This is a genomic window from Paenibacillus sp. LHD-38, assembly GCF_031157315.1.
In the GTDB taxonomy this organism is placed as follows: domain Bacteria; phylum Bacillota; class Bacilli; order Paenibacillales; family Paenibacillaceae; genus Pristimantibacillus.
Genome location: NZ_JAVIFU010000005.1, coordinates 178,651 through 203,824, shown reverse-complemented (window position 1 = coordinate 203,824; position 25,174 = coordinate 178,651). Strand labels below are relative to the sequence as shown.

At 48.8% G+C, this 25,174-nt stretch carries 22 protein-coding genes; 15 read left to right on the top strand and 7 right to left on the bottom strand.

Annotated elements, in window-relative coordinates; translation table 11 throughout:
* The first annotated feature begins 245 nt into the window (after window positions 1–245).
* From RCO25_RS06555 to bcp, 3 genes are read left to right on the top strand one after another with little or no spacing between them, the layout of a single operon-like run.
* The gene (locus tag RCO25_RS06555; RefSeq protein ID WP_308995325.1) at window positions 246–1,307 is read left to right on the top strand and encodes an asparaginase; all 1,062 of its coding nucleotides are present in this window, start codon (window positions 246–248) and stop codon (window positions 1,305–1,307) included.
* Between the two features lies 1 nt (window position 1,308).
* Window positions 1,309–1,989 (top strand): VOC family protein, encoded by a 681-nt coding sequence (locus RCO25_RS06550; RefSeq protein WP_308995324.1) that lies wholly within the window; start codon window positions 1,309–1,311, stop codon window positions 1,987–1,989.
* Between the two features lie 16 nt (window positions 1,990–2,005).
* Entirely contained in the window at window positions 2,006–2,476 is a 471-nt protein-coding gene (gene bcp, locus RCO25_RS06545; RefSeq protein WP_308995323.1) for a thioredoxin-dependent thiol peroxidase, read from the top strand.
* Between the two features lie 70 nt (window positions 2,477–2,546).
* Here bcp and RCO25_RS06540 read toward each other — a convergent pair whose 3' ends face one another.
* Window positions 2,547–4,415 carry an LTA synthase family protein gene (locus RCO25_RS06540; protein ID WP_308995322.1) on the bottom strand — a complete coding sequence of 623 codons (1,869 nt, stop codon included), beginning with the start codon at window positions 4,413–4,415 and terminating at the stop codon, window positions 2,547–2,549.
* Between the two features lie 341 nt (window positions 4,416–4,756).
* Here RCO25_RS06540 and RCO25_RS06535 point away from each other — a divergent pair, with 341 nt between their 5' ends.
* A complete protein-coding gene (locus tag RCO25_RS06535) occupies window positions 4,757–5,638 on the top strand; it encodes a M15 family metallopeptidase (RefSeq protein WP_308995321.1) in 882 nt (293 codons plus the stop codon).
* 110 nt (window positions 5,639–5,748) lie between these two features.
* On the opposite strand, the gene RCO25_RS06530 is transcribed toward RCO25_RS06535, so the two are convergent.
* Window positions 5,749–5,904 (bottom strand): DUF1540 domain-containing protein, encoded by a 156-nt coding sequence (locus tag RCO25_RS06530; RefSeq protein ID WP_308995320.1) that lies wholly within the window; start codon window positions 5,902–5,904, stop codon window positions 5,749–5,751.
* Between the two features lie 71 nt (window positions 5,905–5,975).
* On the opposite strand from RCO25_RS06530, the gene RCO25_RS06525 reads away from it, so the two are divergent.
* A complete protein-coding gene (locus RCO25_RS06525; protein ID WP_308995319.1) occupies window positions 5,976–6,947 on the top strand; it encodes a nucleoside hydrolase in 972 nt (323 codons plus the stop codon).
* 158 nt (window positions 6,948–7,105) lie between these two features.
* Here RCO25_RS06525 and RCO25_RS06520 read toward each other — a convergent pair whose 3' ends face one another.
* Window positions 7,106–8,422 carry a deoxyguanosinetriphosphate triphosphohydrolase family protein gene (locus RCO25_RS06520; RefSeq protein WP_308995318.1) on the bottom strand — a complete coding sequence of 439 codons (1,317 nt, stop codon included), beginning with the start codon at window positions 8,420–8,422 and terminating at the stop codon, window positions 7,106–7,108.
* A gap of 233 nt (window positions 8,423–8,655) precedes the next feature.
* Here RCO25_RS06520 and cls point away from each other — a divergent pair, with 233 nt between their 5' ends.
* The 5 genes from cls to RCO25_RS06495 all read left to right on the top strand — a co-directional run bounded on the left by cls (window position 8,656) and on the right by RCO25_RS06495 (window position 15,023).
* Window positions 8,656–10,095 (top strand): cardiolipin synthase, encoded by a 1,440-nt coding sequence (cls, locus tag RCO25_RS06515; protein WP_308995317.1) that lies wholly within the window; start codon window positions 8,656–8,658, stop codon window positions 10,093–10,095.
* Window positions 10,096–10,626: 531 nt separating this feature from the next.
* Window positions 10,627–11,019 carry a Fur family transcriptional regulator gene (locus RCO25_RS06510; RefSeq protein ID WP_308995316.1) on the top strand — a complete coding sequence of 131 codons (393 nt, stop codon included), beginning with the start codon at window positions 10,627–10,629 and terminating at the stop codon, window positions 11,017–11,019.
* Window positions 10,998–11,804 (top strand): winged helix-turn-helix transcriptional regulator, encoded by an 807-nt coding sequence (locus RCO25_RS06505; protein WP_308995315.1) that lies wholly within the window; start codon window positions 10,998–11,000, stop codon window positions 11,802–11,804. Before RCO25_RS06510 ends, RCO25_RS06505 begins: the two co-directional genes overlap by 22 nt.
* Window positions 11,805–11,981: 177 nt before the next feature.
* Window positions 11,982–13,436, top strand: coding sequence for a catalase (locus RCO25_RS06500; RefSeq protein WP_308995314.1), 1,455 nt, complete (start codon window positions 11,982–11,984; stop codon window positions 13,434–13,436).
* A gap of 912 nt (window positions 13,437–14,348) precedes the next feature.
* A complete protein-coding gene (locus RCO25_RS06495) occupies window positions 14,349–15,023 on the top strand; it encodes a DUF559 domain-containing protein (protein WP_308995313.1) in 675 nt (224 codons plus the stop codon).
* Here RCO25_RS06495 and RCO25_RS06490 read toward each other — a convergent pair.
* The 4 genes from RCO25_RS06490 to RCO25_RS06475 form a co-directional block, all read right to left on the bottom strand.
* Window positions 15,020–15,550: a GNAT family N-acetyltransferase gene (locus RCO25_RS06490; RefSeq protein ID WP_308995312.1), complete on the bottom strand. Its 531-nt coding sequence runs from the start codon at window positions 15,548–15,550 to the stop codon at window positions 15,020–15,022. The genes RCO25_RS06495 and RCO25_RS06490 overlap by 4 nt on opposite strands.
* Window positions 15,551–15,686: 136 nt before the next feature.
* On the bottom strand, window positions 15,687–16,970 hold the full coding sequence (locus RCO25_RS06485) for an ABC transporter substrate-binding protein (RefSeq protein WP_308995311.1): 1,284 nt from the start codon (window positions 16,968–16,970) through the stop codon (window positions 15,687–15,689).
* Between the two features lie 60 nt (window positions 16,971–17,030).
* A complete protein-coding gene (locus tag RCO25_RS06480; protein WP_308995310.1) occupies window positions 17,031–17,864 on the bottom strand; it encodes a carbohydrate ABC transporter permease in 834 nt (277 codons plus the stop codon).
* Entirely contained in the window at window positions 17,864–18,745 is an 882-nt protein-coding gene (locus tag RCO25_RS06475; protein WP_308995309.1) for a carbohydrate ABC transporter permease, read from the bottom strand. The genes RCO25_RS06480 and RCO25_RS06475 overlap by 1 nt, the downstream gene beginning before the upstream one ends.
* 131 nt (window positions 18,746–18,876) lie before the next feature.
* Between RCO25_RS06475 and RCO25_RS06470 the strand changes: the two genes are divergently transcribed.
* From RCO25_RS06470 to RCO25_RS06450, 5 genes are all read left to right on the top strand, one after another.
* Entirely contained in the window at window positions 18,877–20,793 is a 1,917-nt protein-coding gene (locus RCO25_RS06470; RefSeq protein ID WP_308995308.1) for a cache domain-containing sensor histidine kinase, read from the top strand.
* On the top strand, window positions 20,771–22,387 hold the full coding sequence (locus tag RCO25_RS06465; protein ID WP_308995307.1) for a helix-turn-helix domain-containing protein: 1,617 nt from the start codon (window positions 20,771–20,773) through the stop codon (window positions 22,385–22,387). The genes RCO25_RS06470 and RCO25_RS06465 overlap by 23 nt, the downstream gene beginning before the upstream one ends.
* Window positions 22,388–22,558: 171 nt before the next feature.
* Entirely contained in the window at window positions 22,559–23,041 is a 483-nt protein-coding gene (locus RCO25_RS06460; protein WP_308995306.1) for a CcdC family protein, read from the top strand.
* A gap of 20 nt (window positions 23,042–23,061) precedes the next feature.
* Window positions 23,062–24,402 carry a DUF2252 domain-containing protein gene (locus RCO25_RS06455; RefSeq protein ID WP_308995305.1) on the top strand — a complete coding sequence of 447 codons (1,341 nt, stop codon included), beginning with the start codon at window positions 23,062–23,064 and terminating at the stop codon, window positions 24,400–24,402.
* A gap of 165 nt (window positions 24,403–24,567) precedes the next feature.
* Window positions 24,568–25,113, top strand: a complete 546-nt coding sequence (locus RCO25_RS06450; protein WP_308995304.1) for a glutathione peroxidase — start codon at window positions 24,568–24,570, stop codon at window positions 25,111–25,113.
* Window positions 25,114–25,174 lie beyond the last annotated feature (61 nt).

Here is a 25,174-nt window from a genome sequence, read left to right as displayed (position 1 = left end):
AGAGCTGGAAGGTGATTAAACAAGCAGGAGCTGCTGCTGGGCGCGCGAAGAACCGCGGGCCCAGCGGCAGCTCTGTTTGTCATATCATGTAAGCATAGGCTGTTCGTATGAAGCTAGTAGGACGGGGCAACCTGTTAAGAATGACGGCGAGTCTTGACCTGGATGCATCGCCGCATATACGATGATAGCATTCCATTATTAGAGATCGCTAGGAAGCGATGGCAAGCAGCAAGGAGGAACAGGTGATGAAGCAGCTGTTAGTTGTATTTACCGGAGGAACCATTGGAAGCAGAAAACAAGGGGAGGGCATCGATGTCGACGGTGCGGGCTCTTATTCCCTTATTGATGATTACAACCATAGTGCGCGAAAGCGCAGTGACGTAACGCTTCATGCGATACAGCCGCTAAACTTGTTAAGCGAGAATTTGACGACATACGATTGGATTACGTTAGCACAAACCATACGCCGCTTGGACCTTAGCCCGTATGATGGCCTTGTCATTACGCATGGTTCGGATACGCTAGCCTACATTGCAGCAATGATCAGTTATTTATTTGCAGACACGCGGATACCATTCGTTCTGACTGCGAGCAATTACCCGCTGGCTGACGAGCGGAGCAACGGGCGGCGCAATTTTGTGAATGCGATCGATTTTGCTGCGGGTGAACAGCTCCCGGGCGTATTTGTCGTGTACGAGGATGACAAAGGGGACACGCTTGTTTATCTCGGAACGCGGATTACGCAAGCCGTGTCCTTCACGGACCAGTTTGGCAGTCCATATGGCGTACCCTACGGTAAAATAGCGGATAGCGTATTCAGCTGGCTTCCGCATGCACGTAATCCGAAGCCGGAAACGCTTCGGCTGGCTGCGCCGAAAACGGCATTGCAGTGGGAAGCGGAAGCGCTGCATCTAGATTCCAGCATCGTATATATTAGGCCTTATCCCGGCCTGGATTATACCTATTACGATTTTTCACCCAATCGGCCTAAAGCGGTGCTCCATGATCTTCATCATTCCGGAACGGCCTGCGCAGTCGAAGAGGGGCCGTACTCGCTCCCGCAGTTTATCGCACGCTGCAAGGGATTAGGCATTGACGTTTACATATGTCCGATTAGAGATCGTTCGGATGCGCTCTATTCGTCTTCCCTGCGTTTGATTGAAGCGGGAGCGATTGTAATAGAGAAGCTTTCCGTGGAAGCTGCCCTAACGAAGCTGATGCTCGCTTACGGCATGCATGAGGATCCGGCAGAGGCAAGAGCTTTCGCAACGGAAAGCTCTTTGTATTTTGAACACAACGAGGTGTAAAATGATTATAGAGAAGCTTTTGTTAACGACGGCAAGCGCAGCGGACATTCAGCCCTTTTACAGCGAGGTATTGGGTCTTCCGATTGTTCGCTCGGAGCAGGGCAGCTTTACGGTGAGGGCAGGCTGGAGCGAGCTCACGTTCCAGGAGATGGAGCAGAAGCCGGCCGAAGAACATTATTACCACTTTGCTTTTACGATTCCGGAGAACAGGCTGCCGGAGGCGAAAACTTGGATCGAAGCAATGGTGCCGATAGGCACTGAGGCAGGTCAGGATGTGTCCTATAGCGAGTCCTGGAACTCGCATTCGGTTTATTTTGAAGATCCGGCGGGTAATATACTGGAGCTTATTGCACGTCATACGATGGACAATGCCACTGATCGTCCCTTCGACCCGAAGCAGGACATCCTTTGCATCAGCGAGATTGGTGTACCGACCAGCAAGGTTCCGGCGGCCGTAGACCGGTTTGCCGATCTCGGGCTCATGACCTATAAGACGCGTGACGACAGCTTTAATCCAATCGGGGATGACGACGGCTTGTTGATGGTGGTTGAAACGGGCAGGCGCTGGCATTTCACGAACAAAACGGCTGAGAGCTTCCCGGTTAACGTAACCATACGCGGCATAGGGGAGTTATATCTAAGCGAAAATGAACACGGTTTGTCGATTGAAAATATAAATTAGAGGAGCATGAGCAACCATGGGAGAAGCATTGAAGGTAGGAGACCAGGTTCCGAATTTTAAGCTGCAGGCATCAAACGGCAAGGATGTGGAGCTTGCGGATTATGCAGGCAAGAAGCTCGTTATTTATTTTTACCCGCGCGATATGACGCCAGGCTGCACGACGGAATCCTGTGATTTCCGCGATTTCAACGGACAATTCGGCGCGAATAATACGGAGGTTATCGGAATCAGCCCGGATGATTTAGCTTCTCATGAGCAATTCGTGGATAAGCACGAGCTTCCATTCCTATTGCTCTCAGACACGGAGCATACGGTTTCAGAGCTGTTTGGCGTATGGAAGCTGCGGAGCTGGAACGGTGAGGAGTTTATGGGTATCGAACGCTCCACCTTCTTGCTTGATGAACAAGGCAAGCTGGTCAAGGAATGGCGCAGCGTGAGCGTAGACGGACATGTGAATGAAGTGCTTGAGGCGGTAAAAAACAGCTAGCAGCTATAATACGAAAAGGCTCACCTAGAAGCAGCTTATTGCGCTTTAAGGCGAGCCTTTTACATTTTATTTATTCTTGTTTCTTCTTCCAGCTTGGCAATTGGCTGACATAGCTGTCGGATAGATTTAGCAGCTCCAGCGCACGCTGGTACTCATCTTCCGTAGCCTCCTGCTCTTTAATGCCGTCGCCGGCTAAAGAATAGTGCGTGCCGTCCTCGTAGCCGCTTCCTGACATAAACAGCTCCTTGCTGCTTAAGAATGAGCCTGTCGGGAGATAATAACGCTGTGGCAGCACATTGTACGATTGATTCAACAAGTCTTGGCCGAAGTGGATATGATCGTCCAAGGAAATGCCGAGCATGTTCGCGATGGTTGGCAAAATATCGACTTGACCGCCAAGCTGATCGAATACTTTCCCTTCGGTAATGCCTGTCGATGCCACCACGAGCGGAATGTTGATCATATCGGTATAGCCGTATTCATGGCCGTAAATTTCAGCCATCAGCTCTTTGTCATCACGGTCGAGTGAATAAACCGGAAGGCCAAGATGATCGCCGTAAAGCAGAATTAAGCTGTTGTCCCAAATGCCGCGTTCCTTCAGATCGGCAATAAACTCGCCAAGCGCGAAGTCGGCATAGTTTTGAGCACGGATATAGTCTCCGACGAAGGTATCTTCATAACGCTCAGGCAGCGTTATCTTGTATTTGTCCGCCGGAATCGTATACGGATGATGTGAGGTCATTGAGATCACATGCGAGTAAAATGGTTTGCCGTTTTGACTCATGCGGTCCAGCTCAGCTGCTGTTTTCTTATAAAGCTGTTCATCGGAAGAACCGAAGAATACCGAATCCTCCGTACCGAAGAACTTCGCATCGTAATAACGGTCAAAGCCAAGCGCTTTGTAAAGCTCGCCTCGGTTCCAGAATTCAACGACATTTGTATGGAACGTCGCAGTGTCATATCCGTTTGCCTGCAGCATTTTAGGTAAGCTTGGAAGCTCCTTGTCGGCATAAATCATCGTTGCCGCGCCGCGGGGCGGAATGTAGAATGACGTATTAACAACGAACTCGGCATCGGAAGTATTGCCTTGGCCGACCTGTTGATAGAAATGCTTGAAATAATAATTTTCGTTTACGAGCTTATTAATGTTAGGCGTAATTTCTTGACCGTCAATTTTCAGGTTGACGAGGAAGTTTTGGAACGACTCCATTTGAATAATAATGACGTTTTTGCCTGATGCCGTCTTCCAAAGCTGCGGAGCAGCAGGCTGTTCAATTTTTTTGACGGTATCGATTTTGTCTTGAGTAATATGGTTTGGATCTACGAAATCAATATCTTTATTGGAGAAAATCATATAGGCTTCATAATTGAGAATACCCATTTGCTCCGCTTTGACAATTTCATTCATGCTGGCGCGGTTTGGCAGGATATTGAACAAGCATAGTGCGATAGAAATGCTAAATAAAGCAACGACAAGTCGTTTGTTTTCCTTACGGGAGTTTGCTTGCTTCCAGTTCAGCGCCTTTTTGGAGCGGAACAGCACGACAGCCATAATGATAATGTCGATAAAGATCAGCAAATAGTAGGGATCCATGAGCGAGAATACGCTGTTTTTCACTGCAGTGACTTGATTGACCTGCTCGAGCGCGAGATAGGTTACGATAACCCCGTAATACTTGTAATACATAATGACGGCGAATAAGATGAGTGTCATTAATAGATTCGCGATTAAATAGTAAATAAGCTTACGCTTGGAAGCGAACCATTCAATGAGACAGTATACAATAAGCACAAACGGTATTTCTTTTAAAATCGTAGTCCATGAAAACCCATCCTCGAAAATAACCATCCACGCCAGATAGCTTTTGAGCAGCATTATGAACGAGAAGAAAAGAATGGGACGAGTGCTTAATAATCGTTTTGGAGTGAGAAATGTCATATAACCGCCTACCTTTCACAGCAAAAACAGGCCGTCTCTCAGAGGCAGCCAGCCCGCTTATAGTAATATATATGCGTTCGGTAAATTCTTAATCCATTATGCTCCTAATTATAGTCTGATGTCAAAAGGCAAAAGGCTCCTCCATGCCCATGAAAAATATTAGTAAGGAAAGAAATAATTAAGGTTTTTTGTTTATTTCTAAAGGTAACATGTTTTCCAAGCGTTAAGATTGAAACATTACAGCGGTTTTAGTAGTCTACTAATGAGAGACTTTTGGACAAACCATGAATAGAAGTATATTTACATGAAATATATGTAAAAATATTTACTGGAGGCTTATCATGAAAAAAAGAAGAAGTAGGCTGCTGCTGTTCGTTATGGTATGCGCGGCAATGGTCATTGGTTACTCTTTATTTAATAAAGAAGAGACGACCATAATTCCTCCCAAACAGGCGGCCGCCGATGGCGGAACCGCTCCGAACGGCGGCGAAGTTACGGGCAGCGCGGACTCCGGGGCGGATGGGAATGCGGGCAGCGATACGCCTGATGGAGACAAGGGTGAATCGCAGACGTTGCAGCCGGATGGCGAGGCTGACGGCGGTCAAGAAGAACAAACGGAGGACGGGCTGGCGGTTATTGCAAAGCCTGAGGAGATGGCCGTGCTTGTCAATAAGCAGCGCAAGCTGCCGGAGGAATATAATCCTTCGGATTTAGTGTATCCGGATGTTCGATTTATTTTTTCGGAGAAAGTAGAAAAGCGGAAGATGCGCCAGGAAGCGGCATCGGCGCTTGAGAAGCTGTTTGCTGCGGCCGAAGACGATAGCATCCAATTAGCCGGGGTTTCTGCGTATCGCTCGCACAGCACGCAAAAGACGTTGTTTGAACGCTACGTAAAGAGAGACGGCCTTGAAAAGGCGAGAACGTACAGCGCTTTTCCGGGAACGAGCGAGCATGAGACCGGCTTAGCGATTGATGTTTCCGGCAGTGACGGCAAATGTGCTGCGGCCGATTGTTTCGCGGATACAAAGGAAGCGCAGTGGCTGGCGGAGCATGCGCATGAGCATGGCTTTATTATTCGGTATTTGAAGGGTAAGGAAGAGATTACCGGCTATCAATATGAACCATGGCATCTGCGTTATGTAGGCGTAGACCTTGCTGCGGAGCTTGCCGAAAGCGGAGAGTCGCTTGAAGAGTATTTTGATGCGGTGCCTGTCACACAATAAGAGAAAATACCAATAGCGCAAGCCGCACCTGTAACAACCGGGACAACCGGGATCATTGCGTCGGTTCGGCACAGGGAGCTTGCGCTGCTTTCTACTGGTGATGTGAAACGTTAAACCTTTGCTTCAAACGTTTTGCAATCTGTTTCTTCGGAGTTGCTTGCTTGTTTGCCGCGGTTGCTGACCACATAAATAGATGAGGCGGCGCAGTGGTTACCTGCTGCCCAGAACTTGCATGAGTTCACTTCGCATAGTACATCCTTAGCCATTACCATTCACCCCCTCACTTATAGGATTGACAAACGATATATCGTTTTATACTCAGAAGGGACGGATAGATGTGGGAAATAAAATTTATTTTAATCATGACGCCGGCGTGGACGATCTGGTATCCCTATTTCTTTTGCTGCAAATGAAAGAGGTTGAGCTGCTCGGGGTATCCGTTATTCCGGCAGACGGTTATATGGAGCCCGGCATCAAGGCGAGCTGCAAAATTATCGACCGCTTCGGAGATCCCGCCAAGACAGGGGAGATCGAGGTCGCTAGGTCCAATTCACGCGGCGTGAATCCTTTTCCCGCTGAATGGCGAATGCATACGTTTTTCGTGGATGCGCTCCCTATCCTGAACGAATCGGGGATCATTTCTACGGGGATTGCGGCACTGCCTGCCCATCTGCATATGGCCGAACAGCTTCGGCGTTCGGAAGAGAAGGTGACCCTGCTGTTCACGGGCCCGCTTACGGACCTTGCACGGGCATTGGATGAAGCGCCGGATATTGAGGATAAGATTGAGAAGCTTGTCTGGATGGGCGGTACGTTTAATGAGAAGGGCAACGTGCAGGAACCTGAGCATGACGGTACCGCGGAATGGAATGCCTTCTGGGACCCGGAGGCCGTACACCGCGTATGGGCAAGCCGTATTCCGATTTTGCTCGTCGCTTTGGAGAGCACGAACAAGGTTCCGCTGACGATGGAGGTTCGCAATCGCTGGGCATCGCTGAGGAAGCACGAGGGACTCGATTTTGTAGGGCAATGCTACGCAGCTTGTCCTCCGCTTGTCTATATGGAGACAAATTCGACCTATTATTTATGGGATGTGCTTACGACGGCTGTTGTTGGAAACCCGGGCCTGGTTGACATCAAAACGGTAAACAGCGTCGTGATTAAGGATGGTCCCAGCCAAGGCCGCACCGTTGAGGACGCGGACGGACGCCCGGTCAGCCTCGTATACGACGTTGATCCGGTTCGATTCTTTGATTATATTACCGAACTATCTGCAGGCGCGGTTAGCGTCGTTGTAGAACGGGACTAGATTTAACATAAAGAAGCGCAGCGAGGAATGAGCCAAGCTCATCCTATGCTGCGCTTCTTTCAAAATATAATTTAAAAATTCAACCTTATACGATGCTTATCATTCAACGCGAAACGAGCATTTGCCGCCAATGACGACGCGTCAGCCGTTTACGCTTGTTAATCCATTTCGTAAATCGAGCCTGACTTACTGGCATAAAGCTCGGCGTATACCTTCTCTGCATAGGCATCGGTCATACCCGATATATAATCGGCGACAAACCGCGGCCAGCTCCATTTGCTCTTATGCAGCTCGTAATTTTCAATCCAGTCCGGCGGGATGATAAGGCGGCCGTATTCGGGAACCTTAAAGCTATCCCACAGCCTGCGGATCATAATCTCGCTGCGCATTTGCAGGCGCTGAACGCGGAAGTCCTTAATGAGCGTGACCCATGCGAGCTTCTTCAATATTTCCATCGTCCGCAGTAAATCGATATCCTGCTGCCCATTGTTCACGAAAGTGACTTTCTTCCAGCCGCGCGCGGAATCGTCTATGATGCCGACCCTGCCGGCGAACAGGCTTACCCATCTCGCCTTCATCTCCCGGCGTGTGCGCGAGGATTCGCGCTCGCAGCTTACGTACAGCTCCTGCCACTGCTCGAAATAGGAGACGAGCACACGCTTGACCATAGCGGGAATGTCCACTTCTCCCCAGCCAATGCCCGTATTGCCTTTGTCCTCGACAATTTCCTGAACGACATGGTCGATGAGTCTGCTGTCCTCAAAAAAGGTGCGGTTCATATGGATTTTGCCGGCACGGATGCCATCCTCAATATCATGCGTAGAATAAGCGATATCGTCACATAGATCCATGAGCTGGGCTTCCAGCGTGGAGCAGCCGATCGGGATCTTCCATGAACGGCGCAGCTGCTCGATTTCACCCCACTCGGTGCTGTACACGCCTTTGAGACGACCAGGCTCACCAAGGCTGAACGGGTATTTATTGATAGCAAGCAAGACAGCAGCGGTCAAATCAAGGCCGCTTCCGCTTCCGGCGCGTTTCTCCAAAAACATCAAAATGCGAAAGTTTTGCGCATTCCCCTCGTAAGGGATGCCGTACTCTTCCATGAGCACGTGATTAAGCACCTCTTCGCCTTTATGACCAAACGGCGGATGTCCGAGATCATGTGCGAGCGCTGCAATTTCCACGACGGCTGGATCTAATACAAGGCCGGGATGCTCCTTGCGGGAGAGAAATTCATATTGCTTGCCCAGTCTCCGGGCAACCTCGCGTGCGATTTGGGAAACCTCAAGCGAATGGGTCAGCCTTGTCCTGTAATAATCACCCGTGCCTGCGCCAAACACCTGCGATTTGCCCTGCAGGCGGCGAAATGCGGGTGATTGTATAAGCCTTGCATAATCTCTTTCATATTCGTCTCGCTCTTCGCTAAAGGTGCCAAGCGCCTTCTCATCCAATCTAAATTTACGTATATCCATCGTCGTTCCTCCAGTGCCAGCGCTGCGGGTCTTCTATAAAATCAGAGCCATTCGTTCCCGGCTTGAATCAGCTTATATTTTGATGCTTCTCATGTTATCGCGGTATTAATGAAGCAATAGGTTGTTCTGCTTGAATTGTAGCATATAATCAGGCTTGAACATACTTCGTGCTTGGAGTATGATCGCATTAGCTTTTACATCAGACTGAGGTGTTTATTATACGAACGGCAATCATGCAAAATGGATATGCAATTATTATGCTGCTCAACATCTTTTTGGCGATTACCGTCATTTTTCTTGAACGGCGCAACGCGAGCACGACATGGGCTTGGCTTATGGTTCTCTTCTTCATACCGGTTATCGGGTTTGTCATGTATTTGATCTTGGGGCAGAAGGTACGCAAAAGAAAGCTTTATAAGCTGCTCGGCGACAGTCAGCGCATTATTGAGCACACCATCGAGAGGCAGATGCGGCAGCTGCGCGACGGAGAAATTGCTTATAGCGATCCGGCCATGCAAAGCTATCAGGATATGATCTACATGAATTTGAAAACCAGCTACGCGCTGTTCACAAACAATAACGCGGTAGAAATCTATACAGAGGGCAATGCGAAATTTGACGCTTTGCTGAAGGATATAGAGGAAGCGCGCCATCATATTCATCTCGTTTATTATATCGTTCGCGACGACGAGCTGGGCAGAAGGCTGGTAAAGGCGCTGGCGGCAAAAGCGGCTGAGGGCGTCGAGATAAAGTTTCTGTATGACCATATTGGAAGCTCCGGTTTGCCGAAGCGGTATTTTCATGAATTACTGGCGTCTGGCGGCCAGGAAGCGGCATTTTTTCCATCGCGAATTCCTTATTTGAATTTAAAGATTAATTACCGCAATCATCGCAAGCTCGTTATTATTGACGGGCAGGTTGGCTACATTGGCGGTTTCAATATCGGTGACGAGTACTTGGGGCTGAACAAGCATTTCGGCGAGTGGCGAGATACGCATCTGAGAGTTCATGGCAGCGCGGTGCTGCAAATGCAGGCGCAGTTTCTCATGGACTGGAATCTGGCAGCATCGGGTCAGATTTCGTTGAACGAGCTGTATTTCCCAATCATGAGCAGTGATGTGGGATCGATCGGAATGCAGCTGGTGGCAAGTGGCCCTGACACAGAGTACCAACAAATTAAGGATGCGTATATAAAAATGATTTATGCGGCCAAAAAGACGATTTGCTTGCAAACGCCTTATTTTGTACCGGATGAAAGCTTGATGACGGCGCTGAAGATCGCATCTTTATCCGGTGTCGATGTTCGCATCATGCTGCCGAGCATGCCGGATCATTTCTTCGTGTATTGGGCGACGCATTCCTATTTGGGGGAGCTTCTTGCCAACGGGGTCAAATGCTTTATGTTCGAAAAGGGCTTCCTCCATGCGAAAACGCTTGTCATTGACGGCAAGGTCGCTTCGGTTGGCACGGCGAATCTCGACATCCGCAGCTTCAAGCTGAATTTTGAGATGAATGCGTTTATCTATGATACGCAGACATCGGCTAAACTGCAACGCATTTTTGAGGATGATATGAAAAATAGTATGGAGATGACGCTTGAAATTTATTCAGAGCGGCCGCTTATGAACCGGTTCAAAGAATCGATTTCTAGATTATTGAGTCCAATCCTATAAACACACGTAAGAAGGGCTTCTGCTTATCTATGATAACCAGAAGCCCTTCACGTGCTTGGTAGAAAACTATTCAATTTATTCAAACGCTCCATTCCGCTGCTTGCCCTGTTTCTTTGTCCTTTCGAATTTGTTACAAACCTTATCGACTTCGATCCTAGCTTTAATGACCTCGATCAACATCCTTTCGATTTGTTTCAAATCCTTCTTTTCCGTAAGTACCTGTTATTCCAAGTGGCCGTTTACATCACTTTCGCTATTGTCCCCGCATGTCCTTAAATCCGATCGGTACTCCTTTCCGAGTTAATGAGACATGCTTCGCTAACTTAGTCCAATGGGCTATCCCCTTTCCTTTAATATAGGCTTAGTATACACCTTTATTTGAATTTTGTAAATATTCAGTTTATTTATTTCGACAAAAAAATGATTATTATTTCATAGAGTAATAGGACGACCAATACAAGGCGTGGTTGACCGTTTCTGCTCATGAATTTATACTTAGTCTAAAGTCATTAATGAAGGAATGATGTTCTCGTGAACAAAATCAACTTAACGATACAGCGCAAAGAGATACTTGAAGTCGTTCAGCATGCGCCGGACCATCCAACCGCGGCGGATGTCATTGATCGGCTTCGCGGCAAAGGCTTCAACTTCGCCTACGGTACGGTGTATAATTCCCTGCGTTATTTGACGGATGCAGGATTGATTAGGGAGCTGAAGCTAGGCGAGGCGGTTAGCCGATACGATGCCCGTACGGACGAGCATCAGCATATCGTCTGTACCGTATGCGGGCGAGTAGACGAGGTGCTTACGGAGCTGCCTGGCGAGTGGCTGCAGAAGGTAGCGATGGAAACGAAATATCGGATCGAGCATGCACAGGTTGTAATAGAAGGGGTGTGCGAAGAATGCGCGACGAAACAATCATAACGGACAGTGCTTCGTTGAATAGGGCTGAGGCGGGAAGCTTCTCGGAAGAGGAGCTGCTGCAAAACGGAATGTTATGCTCGATTACGCAGCGGGTTATGATCATCAGTCCGATGCCTGAACGGGTAAAAAGCTTGCTCGTCGCATTGTCATCCGAATGTTTCGATGTTTTCTCGCTGCATGACTTTAACAAAAGTATGCTTCAAAGCCTGCAGCCGGAGCTGCTTGTCTTCGATGCGATACCCGTTGTCAATGCTTCGGCGGGTCATACGCTGCAGGCAGGCGCGGAATTGCTGGAGTCTGCTGACCTGCATGCGGTTCCTGTATTGATCCTGCTGGATCAGAAATCATTCGACAGCCGTGGAACTTTCGCCCTCGGCGCGGCCGAGCTGCTTGTTTGGCCCGCTAAGCCTGAGCAAGCGGTAAAACAAATCAATCGCATGCTTTTGAACCGACCGGCAGTTAAGGCAGTTGACGCGGATGTTCGAACCTTTAAGGATATTACGGTCGACCTCAAGAAAATGACGGTAGACCGGGCTGGCCAGCGCATCGAGCTCACCAAGACGGAATATGATTTGCTGCTGCATTTTATGTCGTCCGACGGCTCTGTGCTGTCGCGCGAGTCGCTGCTTGATACGGTATGGGGCTTGCAATTCTATGGCGGCAGCAATTTGGTTGATGCCCATATTAAGAGCTTGCGCAAAAAATTAAAGGATAGCGCGGTATCGCCCAAATATATTGTTACGGTGCGGGGTGCAGGCTACCGAATTGCGGATATTCGCGATTAGCAGGCAGCTGCGTTCTCATTTAAAAATTTCATGGCTGGTGCAGTCTCATTATCATTTTCATGAAATATTCATCCTTCGTTCATCATGCTTTCATGACAGCTAATAAGCTATCCGCTATGATTGGTTTAAGGATTTAGATCAAGTCTAAATATATAAACCAATCGAAGAGGTGCTATCATGGACAACTACATGACAACGAATCAAGGAACGCCAGTTGGCGATAATCAAAGCTCTCGAACGGCAGGACAGCGCGGACCGGCGCTTATAGAGGATTACCATTTGCTTGAGAAGCTCGCGCATTTTGACCGGGAGCGGATTCCGGAGCGTGTCGTACATGCGCGGGGGGCTGGCGCACATGGCGTCTTCCGCACGGAGGTCAGCATGAAGGAGCATACGAAGGCTCATTTTATGCAGGAAGCAGGATCCGAGACGCCTGTATTCGTCCGCTTCTCGACCGTTATCAACGGAACCGGCTCGCCGGAGACGGCGCGTGATCCACGCGGCTTTGCGGTGAAGTTTTATACGCAGGAGGGCAATTATGATATTGTCGGCAACCACTTGCCCGTATTTTTCATTCGCGATGCCATGAAGTTTCCCGATATGGTCCATTCCTTGAAGCCGGCGCCGCATACCAATCTTCAAGATCCCGCGCGTTACTGGGATTTCATGACGCTCTCGCCGGAATCCACGCATATGCTGACCTGGTTGTTTTCGGATGATGGGACACCCGCCACCTATCGCGAGATGGACGGCTTTGGCGTACATGCCTTTAAGTGGATCAATGATGCCGGCAAGCCTGCCTATGTTAAATATCACTGGAAATCGCTGCAAGGCGTGCGAAACTTCACTGCGGCTGAAGCGAGCGTGATGCAGGGCAAAGACTTCAATCATGCGACACGTGATTTGCATAATGCGATTGAGCTTGGGCAATTCCCGGAATGGGAGCTGCATGTACAGCTCATGCCGGTTGAGCATATAGATCGTTATGCGTTCGATCCGCTTGATCCGACTAAGGTATGGCCGGAGGATATGTATCCGCTGCAAAAGGTAGGCACGATGACATTGGACCGTAATCCTGTTAACTATTTCGCGGAGGTGGAGCAGTCGGCCTTCTCGCCAAGCGCATTAGTGCCAGGCATCGAGCCGTCCGAGGACAAGCTGCTGCAGGGACGATTGTTCTCGTATCCGGATGCGCAGCGATACCGTCTTGGCGCGAACTACCTCCATATTCCCGTGAACTGTCCCTATGCGCCTGTACGCAACCATCAACGCGACGGGGCGATGACGATGCAGGCTAATCCTTCGCCGGTTAACTATGAGCCGAACAGCTCCTCGGAGAGTCCGAGGGAAGCAACCGCATTCGTCGATTCCTATGCGCCTCTTCAAGGGGTTGCCGGCCGTCAGAAGATCGATAAAACCGATGATTTCACACAGGCGGGCGAGCGCTTCCGCTCCTTGTCTAAGCAGCAGCAGGCAAATTTGATTGCCAATGTGACCGGCGAGCTGGAGCAGACGAACGACGAGATCCGCCTCCGCGCCATCTGCAACTTTTTCCGCGCTGACCGCAATTTTGGCATGAAGCTTTCGCAAAACCTAGGCGTAGATATCCGCAAGTATATGCCGCAGGGATAATCATCTCTAACGCGCCATTACACATAAGCCCCGCTGCTTCGAGAAAATCTCGAAATAGCGGGGCTTCTGCTTATTTAGCCGGTGACTATCCAGTACAAATGCTCAAATTGAGCTCCCACCGTTTATTTAGCTGGAAAAACTCCAGTTAATTGCTCAATATGAACTCCGCCGTCCCTTGATTTACCGAGGATCATCTCGTACAAAGGCACATTTAATGCTCTCACAGTTAATTTTACTGGAAAAACTCCCGTTAATTGCTCAATATGAGCTCCTATCAGCCACTTAGATGGAAAAACACCTGTTAATTTGTTGTTTTGAGCTGCTTTTGGAGCGTTCTGAGGAAATTAGCAGGAGAAATTCCAGTTAAATTACCCTACACGCAGAAATGGATCATTTAACGGGAGAAATTCCTGTTAATTCCTATTAAATAACGAAGCTCATAGGCATCCGATCCCGATCACTCTAATCGAAATAAAGTTTAGATAACTTACTGGTGACCTCTAGTACAAATGCGCACCTAGTGCTCCTTCCGTTTAATCAGCTGGAAAAACTCCCGTTAATCGCTCAAATTGAGCTCCTACCGGCCACTTAGATGGAAAACCTCCAGTTAATTTATTGTTTTGAGCTGATTTTGGAGCGTTCTGAGGAAATTAGCAGGAGAAATTCCAGTTAAGCTGTCCTACATGCAGAAAAGGAAAATTTAACTGGAGAAATTCCTGTTAAATATCTAAGGCATCCGTTACTCTATTCAAAAAAGTTTGGTAATCTCGTTCAGCAGCATTTTTCTGCAAAGAGACTAGTCATCTCAACTCTGTTGTCCTATAATTAGATGAAAGAGACGAAGAACGTCCCGTTGTTACTCCTGCGCGAGTAATACCGGGACGTTTTCTATTTTCAGGGAGGTTGATGAATATGGCGTATGATGAGGCACAACGTTCATTTATTCAATATCATGTCGAGAATAGGAAGGGGGAGCGCCGCGGCAGACTGGAGAGAGGACATGGGCATGCGGAAACATTATTTTTACGGAACGTTTGGTGGCCTTTACGGGGCAGCTTCCAGCATCTGCATCCCGAGTATGAAGTCATCGATTGGAGAGGCAGGTCGTATTTTGCCGATTTTGCTTGGCTGCTGCCGGGGAAAATAAAGCTTATTATTGAAATCAAAGGTTTTGCTTCGCATGTGCGCGACATGGACCGACAAAAATATTCCAATGAGCTAAACCGTGAAACCTTTATGTTCGCGATGGGCTATCATGTTATCTCATTCGCATACGATGATGTGGAGAAGAACCCGGAGCTTTGCATGACGATGCTTCGGATGGTGCTCAGCAGATTTGAGCCAGGGCAGGCTCAGATTTCCCGTACACAGCTTGCCGAGAAAGAGATAATACGCCTCGCCATCCGGCAAGCGGAGCCTATTCGACCGAAAGACGTGGAGCGGCATTTTGGCATGGATCACAAAACGGCTGTTCATCATCTGCGGAACTTATGCGCAAGAGGGTGGCTGCAGCCTTTTTACCGGGGCACCGGAAAACGAATCGTCCGATACGAGCTGGCTCGTGATTTCTTGGATTATTTGGACTAAGAAAAGCACGATATCCAAAACCTTTTGATTACATTGCCGTTCTCCTCGGTATACGAAGTATCGGGTACTCCGCCATTACGTACGATGGTTCTCTCTGAGGCGAGATTGCTCTCGTCGCATACGACCAGAACTTTGCTAATGCCGAGCTGGCGTGCCTTCTCCAAAGCTAAAGCTAAGAGCGCAGTGGCATAACCTTTGCGTCTTTCCGAGGGACGTATGCCATAGCCGATATGGCCTCCGCTATTGAGCAGCTTCTCGGTAAGCGCGTGTCGAATGTTGACCGCACCGACAATCCGCCCGTCATCCGTTACGAGCCAAAAGGTAGAGTCCGGTACCCAGCCCTTTGGTAAATTCACGCCTTTTTCGTTAGCCTCTAAAAACTGGAGCATGCCTTGAAAATCGTCAGGGGCTTTGCTAATCACCCACGGCACCATATCTTCTCCGCTTTCCACCCATTCCTGGTAAAAAGAAAAATAAGCGGCCTTCAATGCCATAGTTGGTTTTACTAACGCGACTTTCGTCACCATATAATCGCCTCCCGCTTATTTGGAAATGATTTCTTCATCATACCATACGGTTTATTTTGTACGTCCATAGCAGCAAAAAGAACAGCCGCCTAACCTCCTTTCGGACGGTTAAACGGCCGTTCACATTCAAAAAGACTTATTTCTTCAGTTTATCCCATGCGCCCTGCATGCCAGTTTCCCAAGCAGACTCATCGATTCTGCCTGCGATATACTGCTGGATCACGCTGGCGAATTCCTGCGTTACGCCATCCGGGTATTTCGAGGATTGCAAGCCAAGCACTTTACCCGCTTGTACATAGTTGTAAACCTCAGTACCGATGTCGCCCATATCCTCAGGCGTAGCCGTAATCGTAGTTAGAGCCGGAATGAACTTGAATTTTTTAACGATGTATTCTTTACCGATATCGGAAGTAACGAGCCAGTTCAGGAACGTTTTAGCTTCTTCCTTCACGTCTGATTCTTTGTTGATAACAAGGTTAGCCGGGATACCGACATTCAGTTTGTCATTCGCTGCAGCATCTTCGCCAAGCGGCATTGGCAATACGCCAAGGTTCAGGTCGGGATTGATGCTGTCGATTTGAACCTGCGCCCAGTTGCCTTCTTGCATCATCGCTGCTTCACCGCTCGCAAATAACGATACTTGCGTGTTGTAGTCGGTTGTGAGCGGGTTTTTGTTGCCGTAATCAACGGTAAGCTTCATCAGCTTCGCCCACTCGGCGAATTTCTCGTTGCCTGGAATTTTTGCGGAGCCGTCGTTCAGGCCTGCAATAAAGGCATTTACATCCGGCTGCTGCGCAAATGCAGGGTTGATGCCTTGGTTACCGATCAACCACCACTCTTGATAAGCGTTAGCGAAAGGTGTAATGCCGGCCGCTTTTAGCGTTTTTGCCGCAGCTTCAAGCTGGGAATACGTTTTTGGAAGCTCGGTAATGCCTGCTTTTGCGAATAGATCCTTGTTATAGATATAGCCGAACCCTTCAAGGTTCATCGCCATACCGTATACTTTACCATCTTTGGTCATAGGCTCGGCAGCCAAAGGCACAAGATCCTTCACCCATGCTTGGTCGGATAAATCCTCGAGCTTGTCCAGCCACATTTCCATTTCTGCGTAACCGCCGTTTGAGAAAATGTCAGGAGCATCGCCGGCAGCGAATTTTGTTTTTAGGGAAGCGCCGTAGTCAGCACCGCCGCCAACGGTTTGGATATCAAGCTTGATATTCGGGTATTCTTTATTGAATTCAACCGCCAATTCGTTCAGTCCTTCAACGATTTCGGTTTTGAATTGAAAAATCGTTACTGTTTTTACTTCATCTTTCGGTGTATTGCCGCCTTCGTTGTTGCTGCTGCCGCCACATGCGGTCAACACGATGCTCATTGCCAGCACGAGGCTAAGCGTTAGCATAGTCAGCTTTTTATTCATGATGTAAATCCCCCTTGATTAATGGTTTATTATATGGAATCGACTGTTCAATTACAAGCGTTAGCCTTTAACCGAACCTGCCGCTACTCCCTCAACGATGTAACGCTGCAACAGCAGGAAGAAAGCTACGATTGGAGCAATGCCGAGCACGAGCGCCGGAAGCGCAAGATCCCATTGCTTCGTATATTGACCGAAGAACGCGAAGGTCGCGAGCGGAATCGTCCGCATGTCGGGTTTTTGCAAAATAAGCGATGGAAGCAAGTAATCATTCCACACCCATAGGCAGTTCAAAATAATAACGGTCATTAGCATCGGCTTAAGCAGGGGCAATACGATCCGGAAGAACACGGTAATCGGATTGCAGCCGTCAACGGTCGCTGCCTCTTCGATTTCAAGCGGAATCGCTTTGATGAAGCCGTGAAACAGGAACAGCGAAAGCGGAGCGCCGAGTCCGAGATAACACATAATAAGACCGTACATACTATTATTGACGCCAAGCACGTTCACGACTTTTAACAAAGGAATCATGATCGACTGGAACGGAATAACCATAGCTGCTACAAAAAGCATAAACAAAACGCGGTTAAAGCGAGTGTTCGCCCGAACCATCCGGTATGCGCCCATCGCGCTGATAAGCGCAGTCAGGACGACGGTCACAACCGTGATGATCATCGAGTTGCTAAAAGCTTGCGGAAAGCGCGTCAGCTTCCAAGCGCGGGAATAGTTTTCCCAGTTAAAAACCTGCGGCCAGCTGGCTGAATTGGTCATGATCTCGCCGAAGGGTTTGACCGAGTTCACAAGCAGGAAATAGAACGGCGCGAGAAACAGAAGGCCGACGATGATCATAACCGCTTCGGTGATGAACAGCTTTCCGGTATATTTTTTGGTATCCATTAAGCTTCAACCTCCTTGCTCTTGGTGACGCGAACCTGAATGAGCGTAATGACCGCAACGACGATAAAGAAGATTAATGATTTGGCCGTACCGAGACCGTAGCGGTTGTTCTGGAACGCCTCGGCATAGATGTTAAGCGCAACGGATTCCGTTGATTTGAACGGTCCGCCTTTGGTGAGCGACAGGTTGAGATCGAACATTTTGAATGACCAAGAGATGGCGAGGAACAAACAAACCGTGATCGCAGGCATGATGAGCGGTAAAATAATGCTGCGAAGCACCTGCATGCGCGTGGCCCCGTCGATCTCAGCGGCTTCAAGCACTTCCTTCGATACATTCGTTAGGGAAGCGATATAGACAACCATCAGATAACCGGCCGACTGCCATACGAATACCATCGTGATGCCCCAGAAGCCCGTCGTTTCATCCCCAAGCCAGGGAAGGTTGAAGAACGACCAGCCGGTCATGTCGCCGACGGTTGAGAATCCTTTTACAAAGATAAACTGCCAAATGAAGCCGAGCAGCAGACCGCCGATGACGTTCGGCATAAAGAAGATCGTCCGCAGCACATTGCGGGATTTCAGCTTCTTCGTCAGCAGGTAAGCTAGAAAGAAGCCGACAAGATTGGTTAAGAGGACGCCGACGATTGTAAAGCGAATCGTAAACCAAAAGGAAGACCAGAAATCGGCATCATTCGTAAAGATTTGTTTGAAGTTATCGAAGCCAACCCAGTTTACAGTTCCTGCTACGCCGTTCCAATCGGTAAACGAGTAGTACATGCCAAGCAGAAACGGGATAATCATAATAAGTAGAAAAAAGATGGTAACGGGTCCCACGAATACGAATTGCGGCCACCATCCGGACATTCTCTTGCTGCCCATCGAAGAACTCCCCTTTCTTTTCACCAGAAAACTAATGTATGTTTAATTATGCAAGTCTCAGAGATCGATAAACACCGACGGATGTGACCGGTCAGGTGCAATATATTGATCGGAGCGGAGGTAGTTTACCCTTGAAATTTAATAGTATACGAACAAAATTAATCGTTTTTATGTTGTTTGCGACGATTGTTCCCATCGTGACAACGATGATTGTTTCCTACAGCTATACGACTCACTCGATGAAAGAAAGGGCACTGGAGGATACGCAAAACCTGCTGTATCAAGGTCAGCGGAACGTGACAGGGGTGCTGGAAGAGCTGAGCCTCGGCTCGCTTAACGTTTATTCGGATGCGGAGCTTTACCGGCAGCTGCAGACGGGGTTAGAGGATTTCCAAACGGATAGCCGCGTGTTCGCTGCGATGTCGTACATGAAGTCATCCGTGCCGGATGTGCATCAGGTGTATTTGTACGCAAGCCTTGGCAAGCGGGCAACGATCGTTACGAATGTAGCGGGCGCCAAACGGTCAAATGATATTGAGCCGTTCTCCGAGCTGGATGCTTATGTAGGAAGCGGGGAGAGCACGGCGCTTCAGCCTACGCATAGGAGCCACACCTACGGCTTCTCCTCCCTGCAGCCTCAGCAGCCGAGCGAAATGGTATTTACGCTGCATCGCCGCATCGAGCTTATTCCTTCTAATGAAAAGCTCGGCTATGTCTCGATAGACGTGAAGCTTTCGCTGCTTACGGATATCGTTTTGCAGCTTTATGACCGCAGCGAGGAAGATTTGTACGTAGTCGACAATAACGGCAATGTGATATTCGCGGATGATGAAGCGCTGCTTGGAAAACCGCTTAAGGCTGCATGGTATGACGGGGCTTTGGCACGCGGTGACGAGGGAAGTGGTCATTTTGAGCAGGACGGCGCGTTATTTGTCTATGAACGCGTAAAAGCATCGATTGCGAATTGGACGATTGTAAAGCGTATTCCTACTTCTTACCTCATTCGGGAGGCCAATCAGGCAGCGGCCATTAATTTGCTTCTGCTTGCATTGTCTCTTGCTGTTATCGCAGCAGCGACGATTGTTGTTTCTCTCCGTATAACGGCTCCGATAAAGCAGCTCGTCCGTTATATGAATCAGGTTCAGGCTGGAAATTTGAATGTGCCCATACAGCACTCGGGCAATGATGAGATCGGATTGGTCGTTGTGCGCTTCCGAAGCATGATGGACACGATAAATAATTTGATTTTGCGCGAATACAAGCTGGAGCTTGCGAATAAGACTAATCAGCTGCGGGCGCTGCAGGCTCAGATCAATCCGCATTTTCTGAATAACACCATCCAAATCATTGGAACGCTGGCGCTGGAGATAGGTGTGCCCCGCATTTATGCGCTGCTGTCTGCGCTTGCCCGGATGATGCGTTACAGCATGGATAATGAGGCAAAGACGATTACGCTGAAGGATGAGCTGGCTCATTTAAAGGCATACGTTGAGCTTCAGAGAGAGCGCTATGAGAACCGGTTTGAATTTCAAGTTGAAGTGGCGGATGCGCTGCTCAGCGCAGAAATGCCGAAAATGCTGCTGCAGCCCGTTATTGAAAATTATTTTAAGCATGGCATGGACAAGTCTGCGGAGGATGGCCAGCTTTCCTTGCGGGCGCGGCTCTGCGAGGACGATGGCATGTTAGAGATCATCGTTGAAAATAACGGCGCAGCGATTCCGCAGAAACGGTTGTCGGAGCTGCGGCGGGAGCTTGCCAGCGTTCAGTTTCGGGAAGCTGTCCTGGATGAAGCTCCCACGGGAGGAGCGCATGAACGCAGCGAAGATTCTAAGGCGGTCAGTGCAGGCCATTCCGTCATGCTTGCTCAAGCTGGCGCCGAGCCTAAGATTGGATTAAACAATGTACTCGCCCGCATGCATATGGTGTACGGAGACGAAGCACGGCTAGAGGTTGAGAATATAGAGCCAAAAGGGGTAAGGATTACGCTAATTATGAAGAGGATGCTGGAGAAGGGAGGGGATAAGGATGAAAGCGTTAATCGTGGATGATGAGGCCCGCGTAAGAAAAGCGGTTAGGCTGCTTGTGAACTGGGAACTGCATGGGATTACGGAAATAGAAGAGGCTGGCGGCGGTTTTGAAGCGATTCAGCGGATGAGACAGGACAAGCCAGCCATTGTCATTATGGATATGATGATGCCGGAAGGAAGCGGCGTAGATCTGATGGCTGCCGTCAATGAGTTTGCGGGCACGGTGAAGTTTATTGTAGTGAGCGGACGCGGCGATTTTGATTTCGTTCGCGAGGCGGTGCGCCATGGCGGGATCGATTATTTGCTGAAGCCGATTGAGCCGGAGGCGATCAATGCGGCGGTTGCAAAAGCTGCATCACAGTGGCGGCTGGAGCAGCAAGAGCGGACTGATCGGCAGAAGCAGAGCATGCGGCTCAATGAATTCAAGCCGGTATATGGCGAGAAGCTTCTGACGGGGCTCATCAATGAACCAAAAACGGCGCAAATGGCTGTGCGGAGGCTGCAGGAGGAAGGGCTCATTCCTGAAGGGGCAATGAAGGCGCGGCTTGCGCTGCTGCAGGTTGATGCAAGCGATAAGCAGCTTCAAGAGCGATTTGCCTGGGACAGCGATCTGCTGCATTTTGCGATTATAAATATATGTAATGAGTTTCTAATCGCCAAGAAGCGCGGCGTCGCGTTTCGGCACTGGGGAGCGCCGACGGAGATCGTCATTGCCGTATGGGGCGAGAATGAGCAACTGCCTGTTATCCTTCAAGATATTAATGAAGGCATATTTATAACACTGCAGCGGCGTATGCATGCGGGACTGAGCAAAGCAGGCGATTTCCCGGAAGCTATGCCTGTTCAATATGAGGAAGCATTAGCTGCTTTATCGGGGCGAAACACACTGTCCGCGAATGATTATCTGCACAGCTGCGAGGAAGATAAGAATGTGAAACGAATCGCCTTCTCGGATTGGGAAGAGGAGTGGAAGGTTGCGGCGCTTAGTGGAGTCGATGAACAGCTGGCCGCGGCATCGGGACGTTGGCTGGAGGCGGCGCGTTTAACGGGCCATATTTCACCTTATATGCTGGACGAATATAAAACAGAGGTGCTGCTTTTTTGCGCCAGGCTGCTTCGTGAGGCTCCGGGCCGGCAGGCCGTCGAAGAGGACGCGCTGCTGAGCGCAGAGGAGCTGGCGGAAAATTCTCCTTATGTGAATGCGGGCGCCTTCTCACTGCAGGATTGGCGTGAATGGTCTTACCGGCTTTTGCAGCGTTTATCGCAGGCAATCGTTCAGCGCCAAGCGCAGGAGAAAACGAAAATGAGCGATATTGCGAGTTTTATTGACCAGCATTACAGAGACGAGCTATCCCTGCAGGATATAGCGAAGCGGTTTTTTGTCAGCCGCGAATATGTGTCCCGCAAGTTTAAACAGGAATATGGCATCAACATTACCGACTACATAACAGGCATTCGGATCGATAAAGCCAAGTTGTTGATGGTCAATCCCAATTTGCGTGTTGCCAAAATTGCTGAAATGGTCGGGTTTCATGACGAGAAATATTTCAGCAAGGTATTCAAAAAGCAGGAGGGCATATCGCCGAAGGCATTCCGTCTTAAGGATACGGATTAAGCGGAATAGGGGAACGTTTTGCAAAGAACGTCAAAGCCAAGACTAGGCACCTTTTTTCCGGTTACATTCGCTAGGGGTGCCTAAGCCATACATCATTTGCAGTGCGTATGGTTTTACAGTACGATGAAAGAAATAATAGAATATGTTTTCAATGAAACGGGGGAGGATGCGGTGTTGCTGTCAACACACTTGATCCAAATCGGCTCGATCATCGTATCGGCAATAGCTGGCCTCACACTTATTATATTTCGTATCCGTGCAGGAAAAAAGCCGACCACTTTGCGAAAAATCGCTATTCCGCCGCTAGGCATGGCAACGGGCTTCATTATGTTTGCGTTCTCTGCCACACATATTCCGTGGGTGTGGGGGCTGTCCGCTTTCTTAACGGGATTGCTGATTTTCGCGTTTCCATTAATCGTAACGACACGTTTGGAACGTGTGGAATCCGAAATTTATGTTAGACGCTCGAAAGCATTCATTTTCATTATGATGACCCTGTTCGTCATACGGCTGTCCTTGCATCGCGTCGTTGAGCAGTATATGTCGATACCGCAAACCGGAGCTATTTTCTATTTGCTTGCGTTTGGCATGATCGTGCCGTGGCGTCTTGCTATGATTAGTGATTTCATGAGGCTGCAAAAAGTAGATTCATAGTGTAAATGGGGGAGAGACGTATGGATCCAAAGCTGACTGAACGAGTGAAGCTGACCCAAAACAAACTAAGAAGGCGGACATTATCCGCGATTTTTCAGGAATTCGATCAGAAATTGATGAGGCTGGAGCGCAGCAAGCGTGAAGAAAAGTATATTAAAATGTCGGAAACGCCTTTTTCCTTCTTTCGCGGAAGCGCTTATTTATTTTATTTCGATGTGTCGCGGGAGTGGTTTCCATACCATACACCAATCAACCGTCCAACCTGGATTCAGGGCGATCTGCATTTCGAGAATTTTGGCGCTTTCCGCAATGAACGCGGTGCGCTTGTCTATGACGTGAATGATTTCGACGAGGGTTATTTGGGCTCGTATTTATACGATCTGATCCGGATGTCCGTAAGCATTGCGCTGGTCGGCAGGCTGAAGGGGCAGCCTTATGACAGTCAGATCAGCGCAATAGAGGCATATCTGCAGGCTTATTCGAAGCAAATGCGCCGTTTTGTGAAAGGCAAGGATGACCCGGGTACCTATGCGATAGATATGGAACGTGCCGAGGGTCCCGTAAAGAAGCTTCTGAAAAAGCTGCAAAAGCGTAAAGACCAGCATTTCTTGGAGAAGGTTACTGCGCTGGTACAGGAGCACCGCGAGTTTGCGACTACCGATGAAATTGTATCGCCGACCGACAAGGAGCGTGAAGAGCTGCTTGAGGCCTGGCCGATGTATTTAACTACAGTCGCAGCGGATGACGCGGCAGAATTGCGCCATTTTCAAGTGAAAGATATTGCGGTGAAGCATGGCTCAGGCACGGCCTCTATCGGCCTTGACCGATTTTATGTATTAATTGAAGCGGGAGAGGAAGAGCAGGGCGGGGATGATATCGTACTTGAGGTAAAAGAAGTGCGCGTTCCGGTTCCAGCCTACTTTATGCCTTACGACGAGACGTTCTGGTCGCTGTTCGAACATCAGGGGAAACGGGTAACAATGACGCAGAAAGCGATGCATCACGAGGCAGATCCTTATCTCGGGTGGCTGTCGATCGGGGATCGGCAATTTTATGTGCGGGAGCGTTCTCCGTATAAGAAAAAGCTTAATCTTGAAGCGCTTGAAACAGCAGGTGACCTGCTGTCTGTGACGGCTACGATGGGAAGGCTGACAGCCAAGCTGCATGCACGTGCCGATGTTGATGTGGTACAAGGGATATTGGCCTATCACAGCGAGATTGAAATCGTGAAGGCGATGGGCAATGATGAGGATGCATTTTGTACCTCGATTGCGAATTGGGCAATCTCCTATGCCGATCAAGTGGAACAGGATTATGCATTATTTACGGATTGGCTGAGCGGAAGAAAGAAGCAATCGTAATCATACAGCTTCATACGGCAAGGACTGCACGCAGGTTGTAAAACGCCTGAGTAGCAGTCCTTTTTCGTTGACAGTCGTTCATTGTGCGTGTTATTCTTCTTATATAATAAATTGTATGCAATTTAATTTTTAAAAATCAAAATCCGTTAGAGGAGGCAGTTGGCAATGAGCATTTATTCATACGAACTAGAGACAATAAAAGGTGAACAGCAGAGCATGGAGCAATATAAGGGCAAGGTGTTGATTGTCGTCAATACGGCAAGTAAATGCGGCTTTACGCCGCAATACACGGATCTGCAAAAGTTATATGGAGAATATAAGGATCAAGGGCTTGAGATTCTTGGTTTTCCGAGCAATCAGTTTGGCGAACAGGAGCCAGGTGCGAATTCCGATGTTCAAAGCTTCTGCCAACTGAACTACGGTGTTACGTTTCCGCTCTTCGACAAGACGGACGTGCGGGACGAAAAGGCTCATCCTCTATTCAAATATTTAACGGAGGAAGCACCCTTCGAAGGTTTTGACACAAGCGAGCCGAGCGGCAAAATGCTAAATGCCTTCCTTGATGAGAAACTGCCGCATTACTTATTAGGGAATTCCATTAAATGGAACTTTACCAAATTTCTAATTGACCGCGAAGGAAACGTCGTAAAACGGTTCGAATCAACCTATGAACCACTCGATATGAGAGCCGAAATTGAGCGATTGCTTTAATGCTCCCTCACTAAAAAATGAAATAGATGCGGCTTCCCGGCGAAAAAAAGCCCATATAATG